General features: G+C 61.1%; 18 protein-coding genes. 9 read left to right on the top strand and 9 right to left on the bottom strand.

Features of this window, described 5'->3' with window-relative positions:
• Nucleotides 1–32: 32 nt before the first annotated feature.
• The 5 genes from PH558_RS02010 to PH558_RS01990 all read right to left on the bottom strand — a co-directional run bounded on the left by PH558_RS02010 (nt 33) and on the right by PH558_RS01990 (nt 8,479).
• Nucleotides 33–1,817, bottom strand: a complete 1,785-nt coding sequence (locus PH558_RS02010; protein WP_285202717.1) for an IlvD/Edd family dehydratase — start codon at nt 1,815–1,817, stop codon at nt 33–35.
• 7 nt (nt 1,818–1,824) lie between these two features.
• Nucleotides 1,825–2,709, bottom strand: coding sequence for an NAD(P)-dependent oxidoreductase (locus PH558_RS02005; RefSeq protein ID WP_285201921.1), 885 nt, complete (start codon nt 2,707–2,709; stop codon nt 1,825–1,827).
• 278 nt (nt 2,710–2,987) lie between these two features.
• Nucleotides 2,988–6,185, bottom strand: a complete 3,198-nt coding sequence (locus PH558_RS02000; RefSeq protein WP_113408171.1) for an efflux RND transporter permease subunit — start codon at nt 6,183–6,185, stop codon at nt 2,988–2,990.
• 120 nt (nt 6,186–6,305) lie between these two features.
• Nucleotides 6,306–7,496 (bottom strand): efflux RND transporter periplasmic adaptor subunit, encoded by a 1,191-nt coding sequence (locus PH558_RS01995; RefSeq protein ID WP_095435643.1) that lies wholly within the window; start codon nt 7,494–7,496, stop codon nt 6,306–6,308.
• Nucleotides 7,497–7,666: 170 nt separating this feature from the next.
• The gene (locus PH558_RS01990; protein ID WP_069611753.1) at nt 7,667–8,479 is read right to left on the bottom strand and encodes an alpha/beta hydrolase fold domain-containing protein; all 813 of its coding nucleotides are present in this window, start codon (nt 8,477–8,479) and stop codon (nt 7,667–7,669) included.
• Nucleotides 8,480–8,713: 234 nt separating this feature from the next.
• On the opposite strand from PH558_RS01990, the gene PH558_RS01985 reads away from it, so the two are divergent.
• The gene (locus PH558_RS01985; RefSeq protein WP_095435644.1) at nt 8,714–9,625 is read left to right on the top strand and encodes a LysR family transcriptional regulator; all 912 of its coding nucleotides are present in this window, start codon (nt 8,714–8,716) and stop codon (nt 9,623–9,625) included.
• A 55-nt stretch (nt 9,626–9,680) separates the two neighbouring features.
• On the opposite strand, the gene PH558_RS01980 is transcribed toward PH558_RS01985, so the two are convergent.
• Nucleotides 9,681–10,139, bottom strand: a complete 459-nt coding sequence (locus tag PH558_RS01980) for a carboxymuconolactone decarboxylase family protein (RefSeq protein WP_285201920.1) — start codon at nt 10,137–10,139, stop codon at nt 9,681–9,683.
• A gap of 134 nt (nt 10,140–10,273) precedes the next feature.
• Here PH558_RS01980 and PH558_RS01975 point away from each other — a divergent pair, with 134 nt between their 5' ends.
• Nucleotides 10,274–11,158, top strand: a complete 885-nt coding sequence (locus PH558_RS01975; protein ID WP_285201919.1) for a sigma-70 family RNA polymerase sigma factor — start codon at nt 10,274–10,276, stop codon at nt 11,156–11,158.
• Nucleotides 11,159–11,160: 2 nt separating this feature from the next.
• Here the strand turns inward: PH558_RS01975 and PH558_RS01970 are convergent, their stop codons facing one another.
• Nucleotides 11,161–11,922 (bottom strand): AraC family transcriptional regulator, encoded by a 762-nt coding sequence (locus PH558_RS01970; protein ID WP_095435647.1) that lies wholly within the window; start codon nt 11,920–11,922, stop codon nt 11,161–11,163.
• A 137-nt stretch (nt 11,923–12,059) separates the two neighbouring features.
• On the opposite strand from PH558_RS01970, the gene PH558_RS01965 reads away from it, so the two are divergent.
• From PH558_RS01965 to PH558_RS01935, 7 genes are all read left to right on the top strand, one after another.
• On the top strand, nt 12,060–13,007 hold the full coding sequence (locus PH558_RS01965; protein WP_095435648.1) for a DMT family transporter: 948 nt from the start codon (nt 12,060–12,062) through the stop codon (nt 13,005–13,007).
• 83 nt (nt 13,008–13,090) lie between these two features.
• Complete coding sequence (locus tag PH558_RS01960; RefSeq protein WP_095435649.1) at nt 13,091–13,813, top strand: GntR family transcriptional regulator; 723 nt, start codon at nt 13,091–13,093, stop codon at nt 13,811–13,813.
• A 102-nt stretch (nt 13,814–13,915) separates the two neighbouring features.
• The gene (locus PH558_RS01955; protein WP_285201918.1) at nt 13,916–15,196 is read left to right on the top strand and encodes a cysteine desulfurase-like protein; all 1,281 of its coding nucleotides are present in this window, start codon (nt 13,916–13,918) and stop codon (nt 15,194–15,196) included.
• A gap of 164 nt (nt 15,197–15,360) precedes the next feature.
• On the top strand, nt 15,361–16,143 hold the full coding sequence (locus PH558_RS01950; RefSeq protein WP_285201917.1) for an HpcH/HpaI aldolase family protein: 783 nt from the start codon (nt 15,361–15,363) through the stop codon (nt 16,141–16,143).
• Nucleotides 16,144–16,331: 188 nt separating this feature from the next.
• Nucleotides 16,332–17,537 (top strand): pyridoxal phosphate-dependent aminotransferase, encoded by a 1,206-nt coding sequence (locus PH558_RS01945; protein ID WP_244575221.1) that lies wholly within the window; start codon nt 16,332–16,334, stop codon nt 17,535–17,537.
• Nucleotides 17,538–17,616: 79 nt separating this feature from the next.
• The gene (locus tag PH558_RS01940; protein ID WP_113408175.1) at nt 17,617–18,414 is read left to right on the top strand and encodes an ABC transporter substrate-binding protein; all 798 of its coding nucleotides are present in this window, start codon (nt 17,617–17,619) and stop codon (nt 18,412–18,414) included.
• Between the two features lie 92 nt (nt 18,415–18,506).
• Entirely contained in the window at nt 18,507–19,181 is a 675-nt protein-coding gene (locus tag PH558_RS01935; RefSeq protein ID WP_095435652.1) for an amino acid ABC transporter permease, read from the top strand.
• Between the two features lie 9 nt (nt 19,182–19,190).
• Here PH558_RS01935 and PH558_RS01930 read toward each other — a convergent pair whose 3' ends face one another.
• Together PH558_RS01930 and PH558_RS01925 are read right to left on the bottom strand one after the other, a co-directional pair.
• Nucleotides 19,191–19,706 carry a MarR family winged helix-turn-helix transcriptional regulator gene (locus PH558_RS01930; RefSeq protein WP_285201914.1) on the bottom strand — a complete coding sequence of 172 codons (516 nt, stop codon included), beginning with the start codon at nt 19,704–19,706 and terminating at the stop codon, nt 19,191–19,193.
• A 97-nt stretch (nt 19,707–19,803) separates the two neighbouring features.
• Nucleotides 19,804–21,372, bottom strand: a complete 1,569-nt coding sequence (locus PH558_RS01925; RefSeq protein WP_285201913.1) for a phytoene desaturase family protein — start codon at nt 21,370–21,372, stop codon at nt 19,804–19,806.
• Nucleotides 21,373–21,632: the final 260 nt, after the last annotated feature.

Here is a 21,632-nt window from a genome sequence, read left to right as displayed (position 1 = left end):
GCACTGCAATCCTTGCCAGCGGCCGGCGCCTGTCAATGGTTGTGCCGCGGCGGATTGGCAGCGATGTCGCGAAAATCGGCGGCGCCATCCAGCACGGCTCCGTCGGAAAGCTGCGTGACCGAACGGCGATAGATGCGCTGCCATGGCGTTGCATCCGGCGGCACCGCGGGAATGCCGTCGCCCTTGCGACGCGCGATCTCCGCTTCGTCCACCAGCATGTCGCAGCGCCCCTGATTGAAATCGATGCGGATGATGTCGCCGGTCCTGAGCCAGGCAAGACCGCCGCCGGCCGCGCTTTCCGGCGATGCGTTCAGAATGGAGGGGCTGTCGGCCGTGCCAGATTGGCGCCCGTCGCCGATCGTCGGCAAGCTCTTGATGCCCTTTTTAATAAGATGATCCGGCGGTTGCATGTTGACAACTTCGGCCGATCCCGGCCAGCCGATCGGCCCGGCGCCGCGAATGACGAGAATGGTCCTTTCGTCGATGCCGAGAGCGGGATCGTTGATGCGCTTGTGATAATCCTCGGAGCCGTCGAAAACAACTGCCCTGCCCTCGAACACGCCTTCATGGCCCGGCTCCTGCAAATAGCGGCTGCGGAACTCCTCTGAGACGACGCTCATCTTCATGATGGCAAAATCGAACAGATTGCCTTTGAGCACCAGGAAGCCGGCGCGCTCCTTCAGCGGCTCGGCGAAGGGACGGATGACCTCGCGATCCGTAGCCGCCCGGCCCTTCAAATTCTCCGCCATCGTCCGGCCTGTCACCGTCGGACAGCTACCATCCAGCTTGCCGGCCTGCAGCAACTCCCACATGATGGCCGGAACGCCGCCGGCGCGATGGAAACGCTCGCCGAGATAGGCGCCTGCCGGCTGGACATTGGCGAGCAGCGGAATGTCGAAGCCGTGCACCTGCCAGTCGTCAGGATAAAGCTCGACGCCGGCGTGCTTGGCCATGGCGGCAAGATGCGGCTGCGCATTGGTCGAGCCGCCGATAGCCGAATTGACCCTTATGGCATTGAGGAAAGCTTCGCGCGTCAGCACGTCCGAAGGCTTGATATCGGCGAGAACCAGCTCGACTGCCCTCCGGCCTGTGCGATAGGCCATCTGGCCGCGCTCGCGATAGGCGCCGGGGATGGCGGCACAACCGGTCAGCGACATGCCGAGCGCTTCCGCCATGGCGTTCATGGTGGACGCTGTTCCCATGGTATTGCAATGGCCGATCGAAGGCGCCGAGGCGAGCGAAGCCTCCATGAATTCTTCCTCGTCGATCTCGCCTGCCGCCAGCTTGCGGCGCGAGCGCCAGATCACCGTTCCGGAGCCGGCAAGCTCGCCTTCGTGCCAACCGTCGAGCATAGGTCCGCCGGAGAGAACGATCGCCGGAATATTTACTGTCGAGGCCGCCATCAATGCCGATGGCGTGGTCTTATCGCAACCGGTCGTCAGCACGACACCATCGAGCGGATAGCCATAGAGTACCTCCACCAGGCCGAGATAGGCGAGATTGCGGTCGAGTGCCGCCGTCGGCCGTTTGCAGTTCTCGAAGATCGGGTGGGTCGGAAACTCGATCGGGATGCCGCCGGCATCGCGAATGCCATCGCGCACGCGCTTGGCGAGATCGAGGTGATGGCGGTTGCAGGGTGTCAGGTCGCTGCCGCTCTGGGCGATACCGATGATCGGCTTGCCGGACCGCAATTCCTCCGGCGTGATGCCGTAATTCATGAAGCGCTCGAGATAGAGCGCCGTCATATCGATATGATCCGGATTGTCGAACCAGTCCTGCGAACGCAGACGACGCTTGGATGCACCCTTATCGCTCATCTCTTCCTCAAGCCTTTCCTCGGGCATTCTTGTCTTCCAGATGCTGCAGCAGGCCGCTGTGATCCTGCTCGCCACCGCCGTTTTCGACGAATTCGGCAAACTCTGCTCGAACGGCTTCGGTCAGCGGCAGATGCAGCGACAGGTTCTGCGCCGCCGCCAGCACCGTATCGAGGTCCTTCAGCTGGTTGCGGGCGGTGCCGCCAGGCTCGAAGTTGCGCTCGATCATGCGCCGGCCATGCAGCTCCAGAATCCGGCTTTCGGCGAACCCGCCACGAATGGCGTCACGAAACGCCTCGCGCGAACCGCCGCCGGCCTCGACCAGCAGCATCGCTTCCGCGACGGCCCCGATGGTCACGGCAACGATCTGCTGATTGCCGAGCTTTGCGAGCTGGCCTGTCCCGCTCGGACCCACACGGGTTACGCGGCCGAGAGGCGCCATAATATCGCGCACGCTGTCGATGACGCCGGCATCGCCCCCAGCCATGATCGCGAGCGTTCCGGCGGCCGCCCCGACCACGCCACCGGAGACCGGCGCATCAATGTGTCGGATACCACGCTCGGCGAGTTTGAAGGCATGTTCGCGGGCAGCAGCCGGCGATATCGAGCTGTTGTCGATAACGATCGTGCCAGCCTCCAGCACATCGGCCACGCCGCTGCCGAACAGGACTTCGCCGACAGCTCCGCCATTCGTCAGCATTGTGAAAAGCACCGCGGCTCCCCGCGCCGCCTCCACCGCCGTATCTGCGACGGTTGCGCCATCGGCAGCCAGAGGTTCCGCCTTGCTGCGATCGCGATTCCAGACGGTCACGGCAAACCCGGCGGCCAGCAGGCGCCGCGCCATCGGCGCACCCATCAATCCCGTGCCGAGAAAGGCGATCTTCCTGCCGCTCATAGACTATCCTCCGAATGCGGCACACCAGCCCCGAGGCTATATATGCTATCGCCCTTTGGGTCCTTGCGCCAACGGGCCGCTCCTCATGCCCGATGTACGTCAATCAAATCATCCAAGAGCTTGATAAACCTATGGTGCCAGCATGCAAAGAAAATCGGCGGCCTGACCGAAAATTCTTCGACGCTGAATTCGCAATAGGCCGGTGGATATAGAAAAGGCGGGACCTTATGGTCCCGCCCCTGGCCTGTCGAGGACTGGAGGTCGGTTCGGCATGGCCCCTATTCGGCGGCGATCGGGAGTACCTCCGCCGAATGTTCGTTGTCATTGTGCGGATGCTGCTTCAGCGGACGGTTGCCAGTCAGCCGGCGGGTCAGCACGTAGAACACCGGCGTCATGAAGATGCCGAAGAAGGTCACGCCGATCATACCGGCAAACACCGCGACACCCATGGCAGCGCGCATTTCGGCACCGGCACCGGTCGAGGTGACCAGCGGCACGACACCCATGATGAAGGCCATGGAGGTCATCAGGATCGGACGCAGGCGCAGGCGGCTGGCTTCGATCGCGGCCTGGACCGGCGTGCGGCCCTCGAATTCCAGCTCGCGGGCGAATTCCACGATCAGGATCGCGTTCTTTGCCGATAGGCCGACGAGCACCACCAGGCCGATCTGGGTGAAGATGTTGTTGTCTCCCCCCGTGAGCCAGACGCCGGTCAGCGCCGCCAAGACGCCCATCGGCACGATCATGATGATGGCGAGTGGCAAGGTCAGGCTCTCGTATTGGGCGGCCAGCACGAGGAAGACGAGGAGCAGCGCCAGCGGGAAGACGACGACGCTGGAATTGCCGGCCAGGATCTGCTGGTAGGTCAAATCAGTCCATTCGAAGTCGATGCCGGGCGGCAGCGTCTCATGCAGGATCTTCTCGATCGCCGCCTGTGCCTGGCCCGACGAGAAACCGGGCGCCGGGCCGCCATTGATGTCAGCTGCTAGGAAGCCGTTATAGCGGTTCGTGCGTTCCGGACCAGTCGTGGCATCCACCTTCAGCAGGGCTGAAAGCGGGATCATCTGACCCGATGCCGAACGAACCTTCAACTGGCCGATATCTTCCGGCTGTGCGCGGAACTTGGCATCGGCCTGCACGCGGACGCTGTAGGTGCGGCCGAAGGCGTTGAAGTCGTTCACATAGAGCGAACCGAGATAGATCTGAAGCGCCTGGAAGACGTCGGTGACGGAGACCCCGAGCTGCTCGGCCTTGGCGCGGTCGAGATCGGCAAAGAGCTGCGGCACGTTGATCTGGAAGCTTGAGAAGATGCCGGTCAGTTCCGGTGTCTGATAAGCTTTGGCGATCACTGCCTTGGCCGCCTGATCGAGCGCCTGGTTACCGAGGCCGGCTCGATCCTCGATCTGCAGCTTGAAGCCGCCTGTCGTACCGAGACCGTTCACCGGCGGTGGCGGGAACATGGCAATGAAGGCATCCTGGATGGCACCGAACTTGTGGTTCAGTGCCATGGCGATCGCCCCGCCCGAAAGGTCGGGCGTCTTGCGCTCGTCGAAGTCCTTCAGCGTTACGAAAACGATGCCCGCGTTCGAGGAATTGGTGAAACCGTTGATCGACAGGCCCGGGAAGGCGATCGCATTGGCGACGCCCGGCTGCTTCAGCGCGATGTCCGTCATGCGCTTGATCACGCTTTCCGTACGATCGAGGCTTGCGGCATCCGGCAACTGTGCGAAGCCGATCAGATACTGCTTGTCCTGCGACGGCACGAAACCGCCTGGAACCGTTGTGAACAGGCTATAGGTCGCTCCCACCAGCGCGAGATAGACCACCATGACGATGCTCTTGCGCGATACCAGGCGGCCGACGCCCTTGCCGTAGTATTTCGAACCGGCTCCGAACGCCCGGTTGAAGCCGCGGAAGAACCAGCCGAAGACCGCGTCCATGATCCGCGTCAACCGATCCTTCGGCGCATGATGGCCCTTCAGGAGCAGGGATGCCAGCGCAGGAGACAGGGTGAGCGAGTTGAAGGCCGAGATGACGGTCGAGATGGCGATCGTCAGCGCGAACTGGCGGTAGAACTGGCCGGACAGGCCGGAGATGAAGGCGAGCGGCACGAAAACCGCGACGAGGACCAGCGCGATCGCGATGATCGGCCCGGAGACTTCCTTCATGGCCTTGTAGGTGGCGTCTCGCGGACTGAGCCCGGCCTCGATATTGCGTTCGACGTTCTCCACCACCACGATCGCGTCGTCCACGACGATACCGATCGCCAGCACCAGGCCGAAGAGGCTGAGCGCGTTGATCGAGAAGCCGAAGACATACATCACCGCAAAGGTGCCGATGATCGACACCGGAACGGCGATCAGCGGGATGATCGAGGCGCGCCATGTCTGCAGGAACAGAATGACGACCAGGACAACGAGCGCGATGGCTTCGAGCAGCGTGTCGATAACCTTCTCGATCGAGGCGCGAACGAATTTCGTCGTGTCGTAGACGATCTCATACTTGACGCCCGCCGGCATGGCCTGCTGCAGCACGTCCATGGTCGAACGCACGTTATTCGCGATCTCGATCGCGTTTGAACCGGGCGCCTGGAGAACCGCGACGGCGACCGCCGGCTTGCCGTCGAGCAGCGAACGCAGCGTATAGTCTTCCGCACCCAGTTCGACGCGAGCGACGTCGCGAAGGCGGGTGATCTCGCCATTGGCGCCCGTCTTGACGATGATGTTGCCGAACTCCTCGGGCGTGCGCAGGCGGCCCTGGGCATTGACGTTGAGCTGCAGATCCACGCCAGGCCGGCTGGGTGAGGCACCGATGATGCCGGCCGCAGCCTGGACGTTCTGGGAGCTGATCGCATTGCTGATGTCGCCGGCGGCAAGATTATGCTCGGCCGCCTTCTGCGGATCGATCCACACGCGCATGGAATAATCGCCGGCGCCGAAGACCTGCACCTGCCCGACGCCTTCGATCCGGGCGAGCCGATCCTTGATGTTTAGGGTCGCATAGTTTCGCAGATAGGTGATGTCGTGATCGGCCCCGTCCGAGACGAGGTTGACGACCATGATGAAGTCGGGCGAGCTCTTGACGGTCGTGATGCCGAGGGCACGGACTTCCGTGGGTAGACGCGGCTCGGCCTGCGAAACGCGATTCTGCACGAGCTGCTGCGCCTTGTCCGGATCGGTGCCGAGCTTGAAAGTGACGGTCACGTTAAGAACGCCGTCCGATGTCGCCTGGCTGGACATGTAGAGCATGCCCTCGACGCCGTTGATCTGCTCTTCAAGTGGCGTCGCCACCGTTTCGGCGATGACGGTCGGGTTGGCGCCGGGATAGGTGGCGCGCACGACAATCGATGGGGGCACGACCTCTGGATATTCGGAGATCGGCAGCGCTCTGAGGCCGATCAGGCCGGCGACCACGATGAGGACCGAAAGAACACCGGCAAAGACCGGACGGTCGACAAAGAATCTGGAGATGTTCATATCAAAGCCCCCTCTGGGGTGAGAACGGATGCAAAATTCCCGTCCGACGATTTGAGAGCCGCCGGCGGATCATGTGATTTTGGAATGTCGGCCTTCTGCCCACGGGCAGAAGGCGAAGTCTTACTGAGCGGTCGCGACCTTCTCTGCCAACTGCGGCGCGACGACTGCACCGGGACGGATGCGCTGCAGTCCGTTGACGACGATCTTTTCGCCGGCTTTCAGGCCGTTCTCGATTACTCGCTGACCGTCGACCACCGATCCGAGCTGGACCTGCCGGTAATTGACCTTGTTCTCACCATCCACGACGAAGACGAACTTCTTATCCTGGTCGGTGCCGACTGCACGGTCGTCGATGACGATCTTGTTCTCGGCCTTCGGTTGGCCCATGCGAACCCGCACGAACTGGCCGGGAATGAGACGGCCGCCCGGATTGTCGAAGACGGCGCGAACGCTGACGGTGCCGCTCGCCGCATCGACCTCGTTGTCGATCAACTGCAACTTGCCCTTGATCGGCGTGCCGTTGTCGCTTGCCGTACCGATCTGAACCGGGATCTGCTCGACTGGCGGAACGATGCCGCCGGTAGCCGGCAGTTCGGACAGCGCCTGGGTCACGGTCTGTTCGTTGGCACTGAAGCTCGCATAGATCGGGTCGACCGAAACGAGCGTCGTCAGTACAGAAGAGGACGCGCCGGCTGCAACGAGGTTGCCGACGGTGACGGCGATCTTGCCGACGCGGCCAGCGATCGGGGCGCGGACCTGCGTGTAGTCGAGATTGAGCTGCGCTGTCTGCAAGGTTGCTTGCGCGGCCTTCAGATTGGCTTCTGCCGCAGCATAGTTGCTGGCGCGCGTGTCCATATCGCTCTGCGAGATCGTCTTGTTGTCGAAGAGCTTCTGGCCGCGATCCACCTCGACTTTCGTCAGGTTGAGAGTGGCTTTCGCCGCGCCGACCTGCGCCTGAGCCTGGGCGACGGCCGCCTCATAGGGTGCGGGATCGATCGTGACAAGCAGGTCGCCCTGCTTGACCAAGGCGCCCTCGCGGAAATGCACGGACTGGATCGCCCCAGCCACACGCGGCCGGATCTCGACGCGGTCAATGGCTTCGAGCCGGCCGGAGAATTCCTGCCATGACGTGACGTCGCGCGGCTCGACGACAGCAACCGTAACAGGGATAGCCGGCGGTGCCGCCTGGCTCGCCGCCTCGGTTGCCTGAGCGCCGCGCGGCAGCTCCAGATAGAAGGCTGCGCCTGCAACAGCCGCAGCGACACCCATGCCGGCGCCCCACAGGGCCCAGCTCTTACCGTTGGACTTCATGTTAGTCTCTCCTTTGGCCCCGTCTTGGGACACGGGACCACAAATTCCTATCGTCTCAATAAAATCAGGGGCCGAAGCACCGCGCATCCGCGTGACCACCGCTCCGGTCTCATGCCTTCGACATCGGTCCAATCCGCGCTTATCCCTCGCGGACCGCATACCCTAGTCGATCAAGCCTGCACGTCTTCGACAAAACCCTTGAAACAACAGCAGATATCCTGCTGCCATGAAGGCTTGTCCTTCGACTGCCCGCCATAGAGAGTGGGCCAGCCTGTCCCGGCGGGAAGGACTTGCTGGCGAACACGGACGCCAGCCGCTTTCAGCCGACTGCCGTATTCCATGCTCTCGTCGCGGAGCGGGTCGTCCTCGGCCGTGAGCACCAATGCCGGCGCGAGGCCCGAAAGCCGCGAACAGTATCGAGGCGCTGCATAGGGGTGACAGACACCGCCCAGGAAACCCAGGTAACGGTTCCAACCCTCCGTCCAGCGCTCGCGCATGCCGCTTTCCTCCGCCTGGAGGAAAGATTTCGATCCCATGAAGGGATCAAGCAAAGGCGATATCAGCACCTGTCCGTCCAACGAACCGGGTATCTGATCGCGCGCCTTTAAAGCGACGCCCGCTGCAACATTGCCACCCGATTCCTCTCCGGCGACAAACAGCAGCGATTTTTTCGCTCCGCCCAGCGCAAGCATGTTCCGCTTGTTGCTGAGGTAGGCGAGAAGCCCGTAGGCGCATTCCAGCACCTTCGGAAAAGCATTCTGATTGCAGCTGGTATAATCCGCCGCAACCACGATGGCGCCGGCCTCAGCGAGGCTTGCCGCCACCGGCCTGTTGGTCGCGTGGCAGGTATCGAGAAAGGCGCCGCCGTGCAGATAGAGCACAAGGGGTGCCGCCTTCTTCAAACCTTCACCGTTGTAGATCCGCGCTTCCACCGGCCCCGTTGGCACGTTTTCCAGCACAACATCTTTCCACGGCGCACTCATCGACCCAAATCCCTGTCTGCTCGAGCGAATATGCCCCAATCCCAAAAGCGTTTTACCACGCTTTGCGACCATATTCTCGAAATGCGGTCTTTGGCGCCCCCATGCCGCATTGCAACAACTTACGAAACAACATATTGTTATTCCGCTTCGAGAATAAGTAGCCTATATTCGATCAGACTATTCACCATTACAAACAATCGACCTTTTTTTCATCGGGTCGAGGGACATCATGGAATGGACCAGTTATCAGCAATGCGGGCATTCGCGCGTGTGGTGGAGACGGGCAATTTTACCCGCGCCGCAGCCGCCCTCTCCATGCCGAAAGCGACGGTGACGACGCTCATCCAGTCGCTGGAGGCGCATCTGCACGCGAAACTCCTCAACCGTACGACCCGCCGCGTCATGGTGACGACGGATGGCGCGCTCTATTACGAGCGGGCGATTCAGATCCTCTCCGAGATTGAGGAACTGGACGGCAGCATCAGCAATTCGCAGAGCCTGCCAAGCGGCCGCCTGCGCGTGGAAATGGCCGGCGCCTTCGCCGAAAAGATCGTCATGCCGGCGCTTTGCGATTTCCACCAGCGCTATCCGGATATTCATATAGACCTCGGCGTCGGCGACCGATTGGTCGACTATCTAGCCGAGAATGTCGATTGCGCATTGCGTGCCGGCATGCCGAGCGACCAGTCGCTGATCGCCCGTCGTGTCGGCGAGATCCATCTCGTCACCTGCGCCGCTCCGCTTTACATCGAGAAGCACGGCATCCCGGAACGGCCGGAGGAGCTGGAAACCAGTCACTACGCGGTCAGCTATTTCCGTGCGCAAACCGGCCGCACGATTCCTTTCCTCTTCGAGCGCGGCAACGAGTCACTAGAAATCACTCCGCGCTACATCCTCTCGGTCAATGACAGCCGCAGCTATTTGCAAGCAGCCATGACCGGTCTCGGCATCGCGCAGGTTCCAAGCTTCATGGCGCGAGACGCCCTTGCCAAGGGCGACCTCGTGCCGGTCCTCTCCGGCTGGACCAGGCCGACATTGCCCATGCACATCGTTTATCCGCCCAACCGGCATCTGAGCAACAAGGTGCGCGTTTTCGTCGACTGGCTGGCGAAGCTGCTGGCAACCTCGCGGGTCGGCGAAGCTTGAGAGGCAGACCACCTTCTTCTCTCTATCGGAAGAAGGTGGCGCCGATTGCGAACAATCAGTTCCAGGAAGCACCTGCCTGCTGACGAACCGTCGAGTTCAACCGGTTCCAGACATTGTCGATCGCAATTGCGACGATGAGGGCAGAGAGCGCCTTTTCGTCGTAGTGTCTTGCGACCTCTTTCCAGATTTCATCGGTGACGGCATCCGGCCGGTCGGCAAGCCGGGTGGCCGCTTCTCCGAGCGCCAGAGCTGCGCGTTCGGCATCGGAAAAGTAAGGCATTTCGCGCCAGGCGGAGACGCCGACGATGCGCTCCATGGTCTCGCCATCTTTCTGCAGCTTGCGAAAGCCCATGTCGGTGCAGACGCTGCAGCCATTGATCTGGCTGACCCGCAGATGCACGAGATCCATGATGTTTTCCGACAAGCCGCGATCTTTAATCGAATTGCTGACGGCCAAGAGCGCCTGCAGCGTTTCGGGCAGAACGAGGGCTGGGTTCTTCATACGAGCTTGCATAATTCTTTCCTCTGGTTGTGAGAGCCCTGTTGCGGCTCATCTCCCGACGATGCATTTTCCCGCCGATCCGATGTCACACCGGCCGGATTTCGTTCGTCATGGGTATGACGGAGCAGAATGAGGAGATGTGACCGATGGACGAAAAAAAGTGGCAGGCCGAAAAATTCGAAGCGAACCGGCCGCATCTGCGCGCCGTCGCCTATCGTATGCTCGGCTCACGCATCGAGGCGGAAGATGCAGTGCAGGAAGCGTGGCTGCGCCTGATGAGGAGCGGTACGTCCGACGTCGAAAATCTGAGCGGCTGGCTGACGACGGTCACGGCGCGTATCTGCCTCGATCTGCTGCGAGCTCGCAAATCCCGTCGCGAGGAGCCGCTAACCATTCACACTCCCGAGCCGATGGTGGTGCATGAGGCTGGTAATGGCACCGACCCGGAACAGGATGCTTTGCTGGCGGACTCCGTCGGCCTCGCCCTTTTGGTCGTGTTGGAAAAGCTGAACCCGGCCGAACGGCTTGCCTTCGTCCTGCACGATATGTTCGACGTCCCTTTCGATGACATTGCTCCGATTCTGGGGCGCACGACGATCGCCACGCGCCAGCTTGCGAGCCGAGCCCGTCGCCGCGTGCAGGATACACCGTCAACGATAGAAGCCGATCTCACCCGCCAGCGCCATGTCGTCGACGCCTTTTTCACAGCCTCGCGTGATGGCGACCTGCAGGCGCTGCTCGCCGTCCTCGATCCTCAAGCCGTCTTCCGGCCGGATGCCGTTGCCGCCCGCATGGGGGCGGCCGGCGAAATCCGCGGGCGCGTGGATGTAGCCAAGACCTTCCAGGGCCGTGCGCGAGGAGCTCGGCTGGCGGTCATCAACGGCGCGGTAGGTGCCATCGTTGTCATCGATGGACAACTGCGCATCGCCCTGCGTTGCACCTTCAATGCAGATGGCGTGATTAACGTCATCGACGCGATGGCCGATCCGGAAGAACTGCGCAAGCTGGAGATCGTTTTGATTGAAACCTGAAATTAGCGCATCTGCGTCGGGCTCGTGCCCGTCAGCCGGCGGAACATCGCGATGAAGGCCGATGCATTGCTGTAGCCCAACTGCGCTGCAATCCGATGCACGGGCTCGCCGGCCTCGATCATCGACAGCGCGGCAACGAGCTTCAGTCGCTGCCGCCACTCGTTGAAAGAGAGGCCTAGATCCTCCTGGCACCGGCGCGACAGCGTGCGCTCGGTCGTCCCCATCCTGCGCGCCCATTCCGCTAGGGAGTGCCGGTCGCCTGGATTGGCCTGTAATGCGCTTAACACCGGCCCGAGCAAGGGGTCGTCGGAAAACGGCAGATAGCTCTCGCAGCGCGGCGCCAGACGAATCTGGTCGATCAGCACCTGCGCCAGCCTGAGATCTTCGGCCGTTTCCGGTATGGTGATATCCCGTGCAGCGAAATCCGCAAGGATCGCCTTCAACAGCGGGCTGATGCTGACCGTGGAAGGTTTGTCCGGCAGATCGGCGCACAGGGCGCGTTCGACATAGACGGTCACATAGCGCAGATCATGCTGATTATGGGCGCCGTGCATCGTGTCCGGCGGCAGCCAGATGGCATAATGCGGCGGCGACAGATAACGCGCGCCCTCGATATCGAACTCGCAGACGCCGATAAGCGCATAATTGAGCTCGCCCCAGGGCTGGCTCTTTTTGGGGAAAACCGTACCCGCCCCATAATTCTCGGTTCGGAAGGAAACCGGATTCGGCGGGTCGCCCTCGATGCGTGGAGACCTGCTGGACATGTCCTCATTTCACTACTACTTGTCTCAATCTCGTTATATACCGGAATTCTGACAAGCGGTAGAAGAGCTTCGGGACGGCAAACCCTATCCGCCCTCCTTTGTTTCGCCCGAAACCAAAAGACGCAGAGACCATTCACATGAGCACCGAGCAGAATGCTTCCGCATCCATAATCAGCACCGCCGGGCTCGCGCCGCTGCTGACGGTGTTCATCTGGTCCGGCAATACCGTTGTCACCAAGGTATCCGCCGGCGTGATATCTCCAGGTTCCATCTCTTTCTATCGCTGGCTGCTCGCTTTCCTCGTCCTCCTGCCCTTCGTTGGCCGGGCGGCATGGCGCAACCGCGCGCTACTGCGCGAGTGCTGGCTGAAGCTTGCCGTTCTCGGTGCGCTCGGCATGGTGATCTACCAGAGCCTCGCCTATGAGGCAGCCAAGACCACCTCCGCCGTCAACATGGGCGTCATCGTTGCTCTGATGCCGTTGCTGTCGACCTTTTTCGCAAGCCTGCTGGCCGCTGAGAAACCGACTGCGGCGAGCATCGCAGGCGGGGCCATCTCGCTGATCGGACTCATCTATTTGACATCGCAGGGTGATCCGATGCGCCTTGCTAATGGCGGCTTCCATATCGGCGATGGGCTGATGATTATCGCCGTTCTCTCAAATGCGCTTTATGGCGTGATGTTGAAGCGTTGGGCGATGCCGTTTCCGATGTGGCAGCAGCTTTTCTGGCAGATCGGCTTTTCAACCCTGTTGCTGATCCCGATTTTCCTGATGGGCGATATCTCGCCGATCACCACGGCCAACGTGCCATTGATCCTCTATGCCGCGATCCCGACCTCCCTTATCGCGCCTCTCTGCTGGATGATCGGCATTCAGAGGCTCGGAGCAGGCCGGACGTCGCTGCTGATCAATCTCCTGCCAATCGTCGTTGCAGCGCTGGCCTGGGCGCTGCTTGGAGAACAACTGTATTCCTATCACGCTATCGGCGGGGCACTCGCCCTCATCGGTGTTGGGCTCGGCTTACACAAGCCTCGGGCGAAGAATGATCCGGCCGATGACGAAAGCTGGGAGGCCGAGGAAGCCTGACGGCCGCTCCGAGAGGCCCCTTTCCTTTCGCCTGTCCTTCGTTCTACCATGAACGAGTCCCGAGAAGCGGAGAGGAAACAAGCGTGCGCATTGCCCTGGAACCGGTGTCCTCCAGAACTACGATCCAGGAGAGCGTCTATCAGCAGCTGCGAAACGCGCTCATGGCGGGCAATTTCGATCCCGGCCAGACGCTGACCATCGCCTCGCTCGCAGAAACCTTCGGCACCAGCAATATGCCGGTACGCGAAGCCCTGCGCCGGCTGGCGGCCGAAAATGCGCTTGAAGTTGCCGCCAACGGCTCGGCCCGCATCCCCATCGTCACGCTTGCCCGCCTGGACGATCTCTGCCGCGCCCGCATCGCCGTGGAAGGGCTCGCCGCCGAGCTTGGCATCCCGAACCTGACCCCGACAGATATCGCCGCACTGGAGCGCATCGCCGGCGAGCAGCATGTGATCGGCCTCGGCGCCAACGTCTACGACCTGATGGCCAAGAATCAGCAGTTCCACTTCACTATCTACCGCGCCTCTGGCTCCGAGGTACTCCTGCAGCTGATCGAGACCTTATGGCTGCGTTTCGGCCCCTATATGCGCATGCTCTCCGCCTCCGTCGAACCTTTGATGCGCAGCGGCGAGCTTGACCCTGCCGGCGAGCATGTTGCCATCGTCAAGGCGTTGAAGGCGGGAGACTTCGCCGCAGCTCGCGACGGCGTCGTCGCGGATATCAAGCGCACCCACGAAATCCTGCAGGATTATTGCCCGGCCACGCAGGACGAGCCGCGCAAAGGCTCCGGCGCCGGCCGTCGCTAAGCTTGCCAGAAGAGATCCAGAAATTTGGTTGAACCTTAAAGTATTTTGTGATCAAATGATCAAAACTGAGGTTCCAATTCCAACATCGAGAGCGAGATCCCCATGAGCTCCGCCGCTTCCGCATCGCAATTCGCCGGCCACAACAGTTTCCCGGTCGACGAAGTTCGTGCCATGTTCCCAGCCATCCGGAAGGCGGGCGATTTCGTCTTTCTCGACAATGCGGGCGGCGCGCAGGTGCCGCAGTCTGTCGTCGATGCTGTTGCCAATCACCTCATCGATTTCAACGTCCAGCGCATGGCGAAATACCAGCACAGCCAAGGTGTCGACCGCAATCTGGAAGAAGCCCGCGAAAGCGTCGCCATGCTGGTCAACGCCTATCGCCCGGAAGAAATCTCCTTCGGCCAGAACGCAACCTCCTTCATCCGCCTTGTCAGCCTCGGCATTGCCAAGCTGCTCGGCGAGCGCAACGAGATCGTCGTCACCGACATGGATCATGATGCGAACATCGCCACGTGGATGGCGCTGGAAGCCGATGGCGCGAAAATCGTCTGGTGGCGCATGCGCGAAGACGGCACGCTGCATGTGGAGGACCTGAAGCCGCTGCTGAACGATAAGACCCGCCTCGTCGCCTGCACCGTCACCGCGCATTCGATTGGCACGATCGTCGATGTCGCTAGCGTCTGCAAACTGGCGCAGGCGGCCGGCGCCGAAACCTTCCTCGATTGCGTCCATTACGGCCCGCATGGCCTGATCGACGTGCAGGCCTGGGGCTGCGACTATCTCGTCTGCTCCGGCTACAAGAATTTCTCGCCGCATATGGGCTTCCTCTGGGGCCGCTACGACGCGCTGGTCAGATTGCCGACATTCAAGGAAGACTTCATTCCGGACGTACCTCCCTACAAGATCGAAGTCGGCACCTTCACCTATGAGAACGTCGCCGGCATGAATGCCGCGGTCAAATATCTCGAAGGCCTTGGCCGCCGCTTCCTGCCGACCGGTGACCATAGCCGCCGTGAGGCGCTCGCCGCCGCCATGGGCGCAATCCGCCAATACGAACTGATGCTGTCGCGCGAAATGATCGCGGTGCTGAAACGCCACGGCGCCACCATCTACGGCATCTCCGACGAGAGCCGCCTCGAGCAGCGCGTTCCCACGATCTGCTTCAACATGCCAGGCTTCACGCCACAGGAATTTGCCGACGAAATGGGCAAGCAACGCATTGGCCTACGCGACGGCCACATGTTTGCGCCGCGCTTGATGAAGCGCCTCGGCCTTTCCATGGAAACAGGTGCCATCCGCGTGTCGTTGGTGCATTATAACAAGGTCGAAGAGATCGCCCGGTTCGACGCGGTCCTGACCGAGATCATGGCGCGGCGCAAGTAAGCCGTGCCTGTGAGCGGTGGCGGCGCCCGAACAACTCCGCCACCGCAATGCCTCCGTGCCGGTGTTTCGATCGGCACGGAAAGCTGTTTTGAACGCAGAGCAGATTGCCCTGTATCTTTCGGTCTATCCCTTGTTGAGACGACCGCTGAAATATGAGGATGCCGATGAGCGATTTCCGCCGGAACTGTATCGAGCAGACGCTGCTAATTGGTACGTTTGCGGCTATTCCGCATCCGGTCGCTATCGAAGTCACGGCAGCCTCGGGCGTCGATTTCCTCTGCATCGACTGGGAGCATTCGCAGATCAGCCGCGAGCGCATCGAGGATCTGATCCGCGCCGCCGATGTCTATCGGGTTCCCGCCATGGTCCGCGTGCCCGGCCATGCGGCTGAAGATATCGCAACCGTCCTGGATGCCGGCGCAGCGGGCGTTCTCGTACCGCGCGTTTCGACAGCGGAGCAGGCGCGCGCCGCCGTTAAGGCTACCCGCTATCCGCCGCTCGGTGCGCGTGGCGTCGGCCCCGGCCGCGCCGCCGCCTATGGCTACCGCATCCCGGATTATCTGGCCAAGGCCAACGAAGAGCTGGTGCTTGCCATCCAAGTCGAAACGGCCGAGGGGCTTGCCAATATCGCCGAGATCGCCGCCGTCGATGGCGTCGATCTGATCTTCATCGGCCCCGGCGATCTCTCCGTTTCGATTGACGCCATGGGACCGGCCGGCAAGGACAGGCTCGATGCGGCGATCAGAACCATCACGCAGGCGGCTCTGTCCGCCGGTCGAGCGGTCGGTATCTTTCGACCTTCGACAGACGATGTCGGCGCATGGTCGGAAGCCGGCATCAGCTTCTTCATACTGGCAAGCGATACGATGTTTCTGGGCGCCAGCCTGACTGCCGGCGTCGACGCCGCAAAACAAAGCAAGTATGCGCCAGATAACAAGGAAAGCTGATTTCTATCAGTGCGTTACCATTTCAACGGGCAAAGCGAAATTGAGCAGGAAGGTAGACTTTTTAAGCTTAAAATTTGTCCTTGAAATGCAGTTGTTTTTGGATAACCATTCGAAATCGAGGGGTTGCAAAAGCGAAAGCTCCCACAGCCGTCTGAACCCTCCAATACAGAATTCCCAGGGGAAATTTCTTGTCTCTATCGCAGCATAACCTGCCGAACGCGATGACGGGCCGCGATGCTTTCGAAGGCATTCGCGCCCAGATCCGTGACATGCGCACCGACAACATTGCCGTGCTTGCCAAGCGCGCCCGCGAACTCGGCGGCGTCATTCCGCTCTGGTTCGGCGAAGGCGATATCGTGACGCCGGGGTTCATCCGCGATGCTGCGAAGAAAGCGCTCGACGACGGCGCGACCTTCTATGTCCCGAATATGCGTGGCCTGGCGACGCTGAACGAGGCACTGTCCGACTATCAGACGCATTGGCACGGCCGCCCCATCCCGATCGAGCGCACGACGGTTGCCCCCGGCGGCATGCAGGCGCTCTACATGGCGCTCGAGCTGCTCGTCGATGTCGGCACCAATGTCGTCTATGTCGCCCCGCAATGGCCAAACATCCATAACGCCATCCATCTGATCGGCGGCGAGCCGCGCGCCGTGTCGCTCGACTTCGATACCGATTGGCGCCTCGATCTCGACAAGCTTTTCGCCCGCTGCGATGCCCGCACTCGCGCCATCTTCCTGTCGACGCCATCCAATCCGACGGGCTGGACAGCTTCGCGCGAGGAGATGCAGGCGCTGCTGGATTTCAGCCGCCGCACCGGCATCTGGATCATCTCCGACGAGGTCTATGCCCGCCTCTATTTCGATGGCGACATCGCCCCTTCGATCTTGCAGGTGGCCGAGGACGGTGATCGCGTCATCGCGATCAACAGCTTTTCGAAAGCCTGGGCGATGACCGGCTGGCGCGTCGGCTGGCTGACGCACCCGTCTGCCGTTGCCGACCAGCTCGGCGCCATGACGCAGTATATCAACAGCGGCACCTCCGCCATGGCTCAGGCCGGTGCGGCAGCTGCGCTGCGTGAAGGCGAGCCGCTGGTTTCAGAAATCCGCGGGCGCATCAAGGCCGGCCTTGATCTGGCCTATGAGAAGCTGCCGAAGATACCGGATATCATCTTGCCGGAAAAGCCGCGCGGCGGCATGTATGCCTTCTTCGCGCTGCAGGGCGAGCCCGATGCGACGGCGCTGTGCGAGCGTATTCTTGAAACGGCCCGCGTCGGCTTGGCGCCCGGATACCATTTCGGAGAATCGTCGCGCGCCTTCCTGCGCATGTGCACCTTCCGCGAGACCGAACAGATGCGCATCGCGCTCGATCGCATGGTCAATGCGATGACATGAGACGGCCGCCGGTCGGGCGGACGGAATACCCCGCGGGTGAGAGGAAAAGCCCGCGGCCATAACCAGAGGGAGACTAAAAATGTCCATGACTCGTCGCAGTCTGCTGATCCTGGCGACCGCCGTCGGCCTCGCCGGCGGAAGCCATTTTGCCTACGCCGCCGATGTGCTGAACGTCGGTTCTTACCCCAACAACCCGCCCTTCGAGTACAAGACTGCCAGCGGCGGCTTCGAAGGCTTCGAGGTCGACATCGTCAACGAAGCCGCCAAGCGCGCCGGCATGACCACGAACATCGCCGATTATGGTTTCCAGGCTCTGTTTGCCGCAACCAGTTCCAAGCGCATCGACGTGGCGATCTCGTCCATCACGATTACGCCGGAACGCCTGAAGTCTCAGTCCTTCACACAGCCCTATTACGACTCCGACATGGGCGTCGCCACGAAGGAAGGCAGCAAAATCAAATCGCTTGCCGATCTCAAGGGCGTGGTCGTCGGCGTGCTATCGGGTTCGACAGGTGAAAAATGGGCTAACGACAACAAGGCCGCTCAGGGCTTTGCCGACGTCAAGGGCTACAATTCGCAGCAGGACATGTTCCTCGATCTCGGCGCCGGCCGCATCGATGCCGTCGTCAGCGACATTCCCGGCATGCAGTATCTCTTCGTCAAGACCAAGGGCTTCGCCATCAAGGATCGCATCAAGACCGGCGAGCAGTACGGATTAATGATGACCAAGGATTCGCCACTCGTCGCCAAGATCAACGATGCGATCACCGCGATGAAGAAGGATGGCACGCTGGAAAAGATCCACGAGAAGTGGTTCGGCGGCAAGGCACCGGCAGGCTCCTCCACCGTCACCGAACTGCCTATCCCCAAGGCGTGATCAAAAGATCATTATTGAAATGAACTGCGCCGGTCGCAACGACCGGCGCGGATGCAGGAAACCTCGTCTTCGTTTCGCACGCGGGAGTGCCAATGTCTTTCGTCGACACCTTCCTCAATTCCGACGTCATGATCTCGGCGTTCCCGCAGTTGATGCGCGGGCTTTGGATGACCATCGCGCTCGGCGTGGTCAGCATCCTGATCGGCGTCACCGGCGGTCTCATCATCAGCCTGATCCGCCTCTATGCCCCGAAACCTTTGCAACTCCTGACAGTCGCCTATATCGACATCATGCGCGCCATGCCCATGCTGGTCGTGCTGATCCTGATCTATTACGCGCTCCCCTTCGTCGGCATCAGCTTTTCGGCCTGGTGGTCGGCGATCCTCGGCTTCTCCATCGTGCTGGCCGCCTACTCGGCCGAAGTCTTCCGCTCGGGCATCGAAAGCGTGCCGCGCGGCCAATTCGAAGCGGCCGCCGCCCTTGGCATCCCCTTCCTGATCACGCTCTACAAGGTGGTGCTGCCGCAGGCGGTCCGCATCGTCATCCCGCCGACCACGAGCAATTGCGTCTCGATGTTCAAGGATACGTCGCTCGCCTCGACCGTGGCGCTACCTGAATTGCTCAAGGAGGGACAGAACGCTCAAGGCTTCTATGCCAATCCCTCGCCGCTGATCATGGCAGCGTTGATCTACATCATCCTGCTCTGGCCGATGGTCCGCCTCGTCAGCGTGCTCGAGAAGAAGTTCAAGAACGAGCGGGCACGGTAGGCGAGCCGATCAATCAAAATCCGTGCCTGAAAGATGGTTGCTGACCGATAACTTCACCTCGCCGATATCTCGCCACAGCTCGCTGATGATCGCGGGCTCGACATCCGCCATCATGTCGCGCAGCCAGCCTTCGTGGGCGGCGGCCATGGCGCTGAACTGGGTCTCGCCCTTTTCCGTCAGCTTCGCGACCGTCACGCGCCGGTCGCCGTCGGGCGTCACGCGCAGCACGAGGCCATCCGCCTCCAGCCGCTCGACCAGCCCGGTGACATTGCCGTTGGTGACCATGGTGCGCTTCGAAAGCTCCCCGAGCCGCAGACCCTCGCGCTCGCGATAGAGCTGCGCCATCAGGTCGAATTGCGGCAAGGTCGCCCCAAACTCGTTGCGCAGCCGGCGGCGGATTTCCTGCGAGATCAACTTGGTCGTCGACAGCATGCGCAGCCAGAGCCGCAGTTCAAGCTTTTTGCCTTCCTGCGTCCCCTGAACGATGATCTCCAGATCAACGCTTGCACTCTCGGACTCTGTCATAACGTCGCCTCGGCCTATCGTTCCGCATTATCAATCTAAGCGATCTAGGGGACGATATTTGAAATGTCAAAGGTTTGGCCGTCAAGTCGCATAACTGTCACTTTGCCAGCATTTTCCCCAGCATGAAACCGGAACCTGCACCCGTTCCCGCACCCGGCCATGTCGAGGCGCCGCACATGTACAGCGATGTCACGGGCGTCCTGTATTTCGAATAGCCGGCAACGGGTCGGAACAGGAAATTCTGGTCGAGGTGATGGCTGCCCGAGAGATTGTCGCCGCCGATGAGATTCGGGTTCTCGCGTTCGAGATCGACGGGCGAAAAGACCGAGCGGCCGAGTATCTTGCCACGCAAGCCTGGCGCATAGCGCTCGACGATATCGAGGACGCGCTCGGCATAGGCATCCTTGATCTCATCCCAGCCTGTGCCGGAAATCTCACCCGCGGCGTCTCCACGGAATTCTGCAGGCAGCACGCGCACCTGTATCCAGAGCACATGCTGCCCGGCCGGCGCGCGCGACGGATCGATGGCCGTAGGCTGCCCGACCACCAAGGCGGGCTCGGCCGGCAGAAGTCCGCCCATCGCCTCGGCATAGACACGCGACATCATTTCGAGATCCGGCGCGATATGCACATAGGCAAAACTCTGCAGCGCCTTGCCCGCAGCCCAATCCGGAAGGCCCGACAGCGCCAGATGGATCATCATCGTGCCAGGCCCCGCTCGGAAGCGTAACACCTTGCCGTCGAACTCCTCGCGCGCCGGATCCTGTTCCAGAAGCTTGCCGAACAGGATCTGCGGATGGATATTGGCTATGACGGCCCGCTTCGCCTCGTAACGGCGCCCATCGGCCAGCACGACACCCGTCGCTTTACCGCCTGCCGTGACGATCTTGTCGACGCGCGTGCCGAACATCAGCTCGCCGCCCTTGCTCTTTAGCACGGCAGCCATCGCCTTGATGATCGTATCCGCTCCGCCCTTGCCGATCACCATCCCGAATGCCTGATTGGCCATGGATTCGAGATAGGGAAACAGCGCGCCGCCGGCGACATCGGGCGCAAAGTCGAGATGCAACCCCCAGGCCGCCATCATCGCCTTGAGTTTGGTATTCTGGAAACGGGCATCGAGGAAATCGCGCGGCGAGGCAAAGAGCATGCGCGCGGTATCATAAATCCAGCTCATCCCTTTTTCGCGCCAAGCCTTCCAGACGACCCTGGCTGCGGCCATGGACGGCATGGGCGAGCCGAGCAGGCCGAAAATATGCGGGGCATCCGCACCAAACGTAGAGAGCATATTGCGCCAAGCTGCAGCATCCTGCGGCGAGATATCGGCGATGGCTCCCGCGGTCTTTTCCAGATCGGTGCTGACGCCGAGATAGGTGTTGTCGCGAAACACGCTAGCGAAACAATCCGCTGCAGGTATGAAGTCCAGCCCTTCGGCCGAAAGCTCGTTTTTATACTGCGCAAAAAAAGGCGAGCCGGCGAACATGGAGAGATTCATGGCACAAAGATCATGCCGGAAGCCGGGCAGCGTCACTTCACGGGTCTTGACGGCACCGCCGGGCTCCGCATTGCCCTCGATGACGGCGACTTTCCAGCCCCTGGAAGCCAAATGCACTGCCGCCGCCAGGCCATTATGCCCTGCCCCCACTATGATCGCATCATAGCTCATCGCTTGCCCCTTTTTGGTTTGTGATTATTATTATCACATGCATACATTTTGAGTTTTAAGCTTCAAGTATCTGTTGACGCGAGTCGCAAGAGACAAAAGCAACCAGTGATGACGTTTGGCCGAATTACCTGGAAGAATTCCGTTTCACTTCAGCAGTTTACAAACTCATGACGACCGCCGATCCTAGACCAAAATTGGCTCCGTGAACCCAGCGGAATGCTTGCAATATCATATATTGTGACATAGGCTCCCCCTTATTT

Origin of the sequence: Rhizobium pantanalense, assembly GCF_030182525.1 — a bacterium.
Lineage (GTDB): Bacteria > Pseudomonadota > Alphaproteobacteria > Rhizobiales > Rhizobiaceae > Rhizobium.
This window is presented reverse-complemented; position numbering and strand designations above follow the sequence as displayed.

Bases quoted from the DNA above. Each gene is read 5' to 3' on its own strand.
- PH558_RS02010 (WP_285202717.1), bottom strand. From the start codon at position 1,817: ATGAGCGATAAGGGTGCATCCAAGCGTCGTCTGCGTTCGCAGGACTGG.
- PH558_RS02005 (WP_285201921.1), bottom strand. From the start codon at position 2,709: ATGAGCGGCAGGAAGATCGCCTTTCTCGGCACGGGATTGATGGGTGCG.
- PH558_RS02000 (WP_113408171.1), bottom strand. From the start codon at position 6,185: ATGAACATCTCCAGATTCTTTGTCGACCGTCCGGTCTTTGCCGGTGTT.
- PH558_RS01995 (WP_095435643.1), bottom strand. From the start codon at position 7,496: ATGAAGTCCAACGGTAAGAGCTGGGCCCTGTGGGGCGCCGGCATGGGT.
- PH558_RS01990 (WP_069611753.1), bottom strand. From the start codon at position 8,479: ATGAGTGCGCCGTGGAAAGATGTTGTGCTGGAAAACGTGCCAACGGGG.
- PH558_RS01985 (WP_095435644.1), top strand. From the start codon at position 8,714: ATGGACCAGTTATCAGCAATGCGGGCATTCGCGCGTGTGGTGGAGACG.
- PH558_RS01980 (WP_285201920.1), bottom strand. From the start codon at position 10,139: ATGCAAGCTCGTATGAAGAACCCAGCCCTCGTTCTGCCCGAAACGCTG.
- PH558_RS01975 (WP_285201919.1), top strand. From the start codon at position 10,274: ATGGACGAAAAAAAGTGGCAGGCCGAAAAATTCGAAGCGAACCGGCCG.
- PH558_RS01970 (WP_095435647.1), bottom strand. From the start codon at position 11,922: ATGTCCAGCAGGTCTCCACGCATCGAGGGCGACCCGCCGAATCCGGTT.
- PH558_RS01965 (WP_095435648.1), top strand. From the start codon at position 12,060: ATGAGCACCGAGCAGAATGCTTCCGCATCCATAATCAGCACCGCCGGG.
- PH558_RS01955 (WP_285201918.1), top strand. From the start codon at position 13,916: ATGAGCTCCGCCGCTTCCGCATCGCAATTCGCCGGCCACAACAGTTTC.
- PH558_RS01950 (WP_285201917.1), top strand. From the start codon at position 15,361: ATGAGCGATTTCCGCCGGAACTGTATCGAGCAGACGCTGCTAATTGGT.
- PH558_RS01940 (WP_113408175.1), top strand. From the start codon at position 17,617: ATGTCCATGACTCGTCGCAGTCTGCTGATCCTGGCGACCGCCGTCGGC.
- PH558_RS01935 (WP_095435652.1), top strand. From the start codon at position 18,507: ATGTCTTTCGTCGACACCTTCCTCAATTCCGACGTCATGATCTCGGCG.
- PH558_RS01930 (WP_285201914.1), bottom strand. From the start codon at position 19,706: ATGACAGAGTCCGAGAGTGCAAGCGTTGATCTGGAGATCATCGTTCAG.
- PH558_RS01925 (WP_285201913.1), bottom strand. From the start codon at position 21,372: ATGAGCTATGATGCGATCATAGTGGGGGCAGGGCATAATGGCCTGGCG.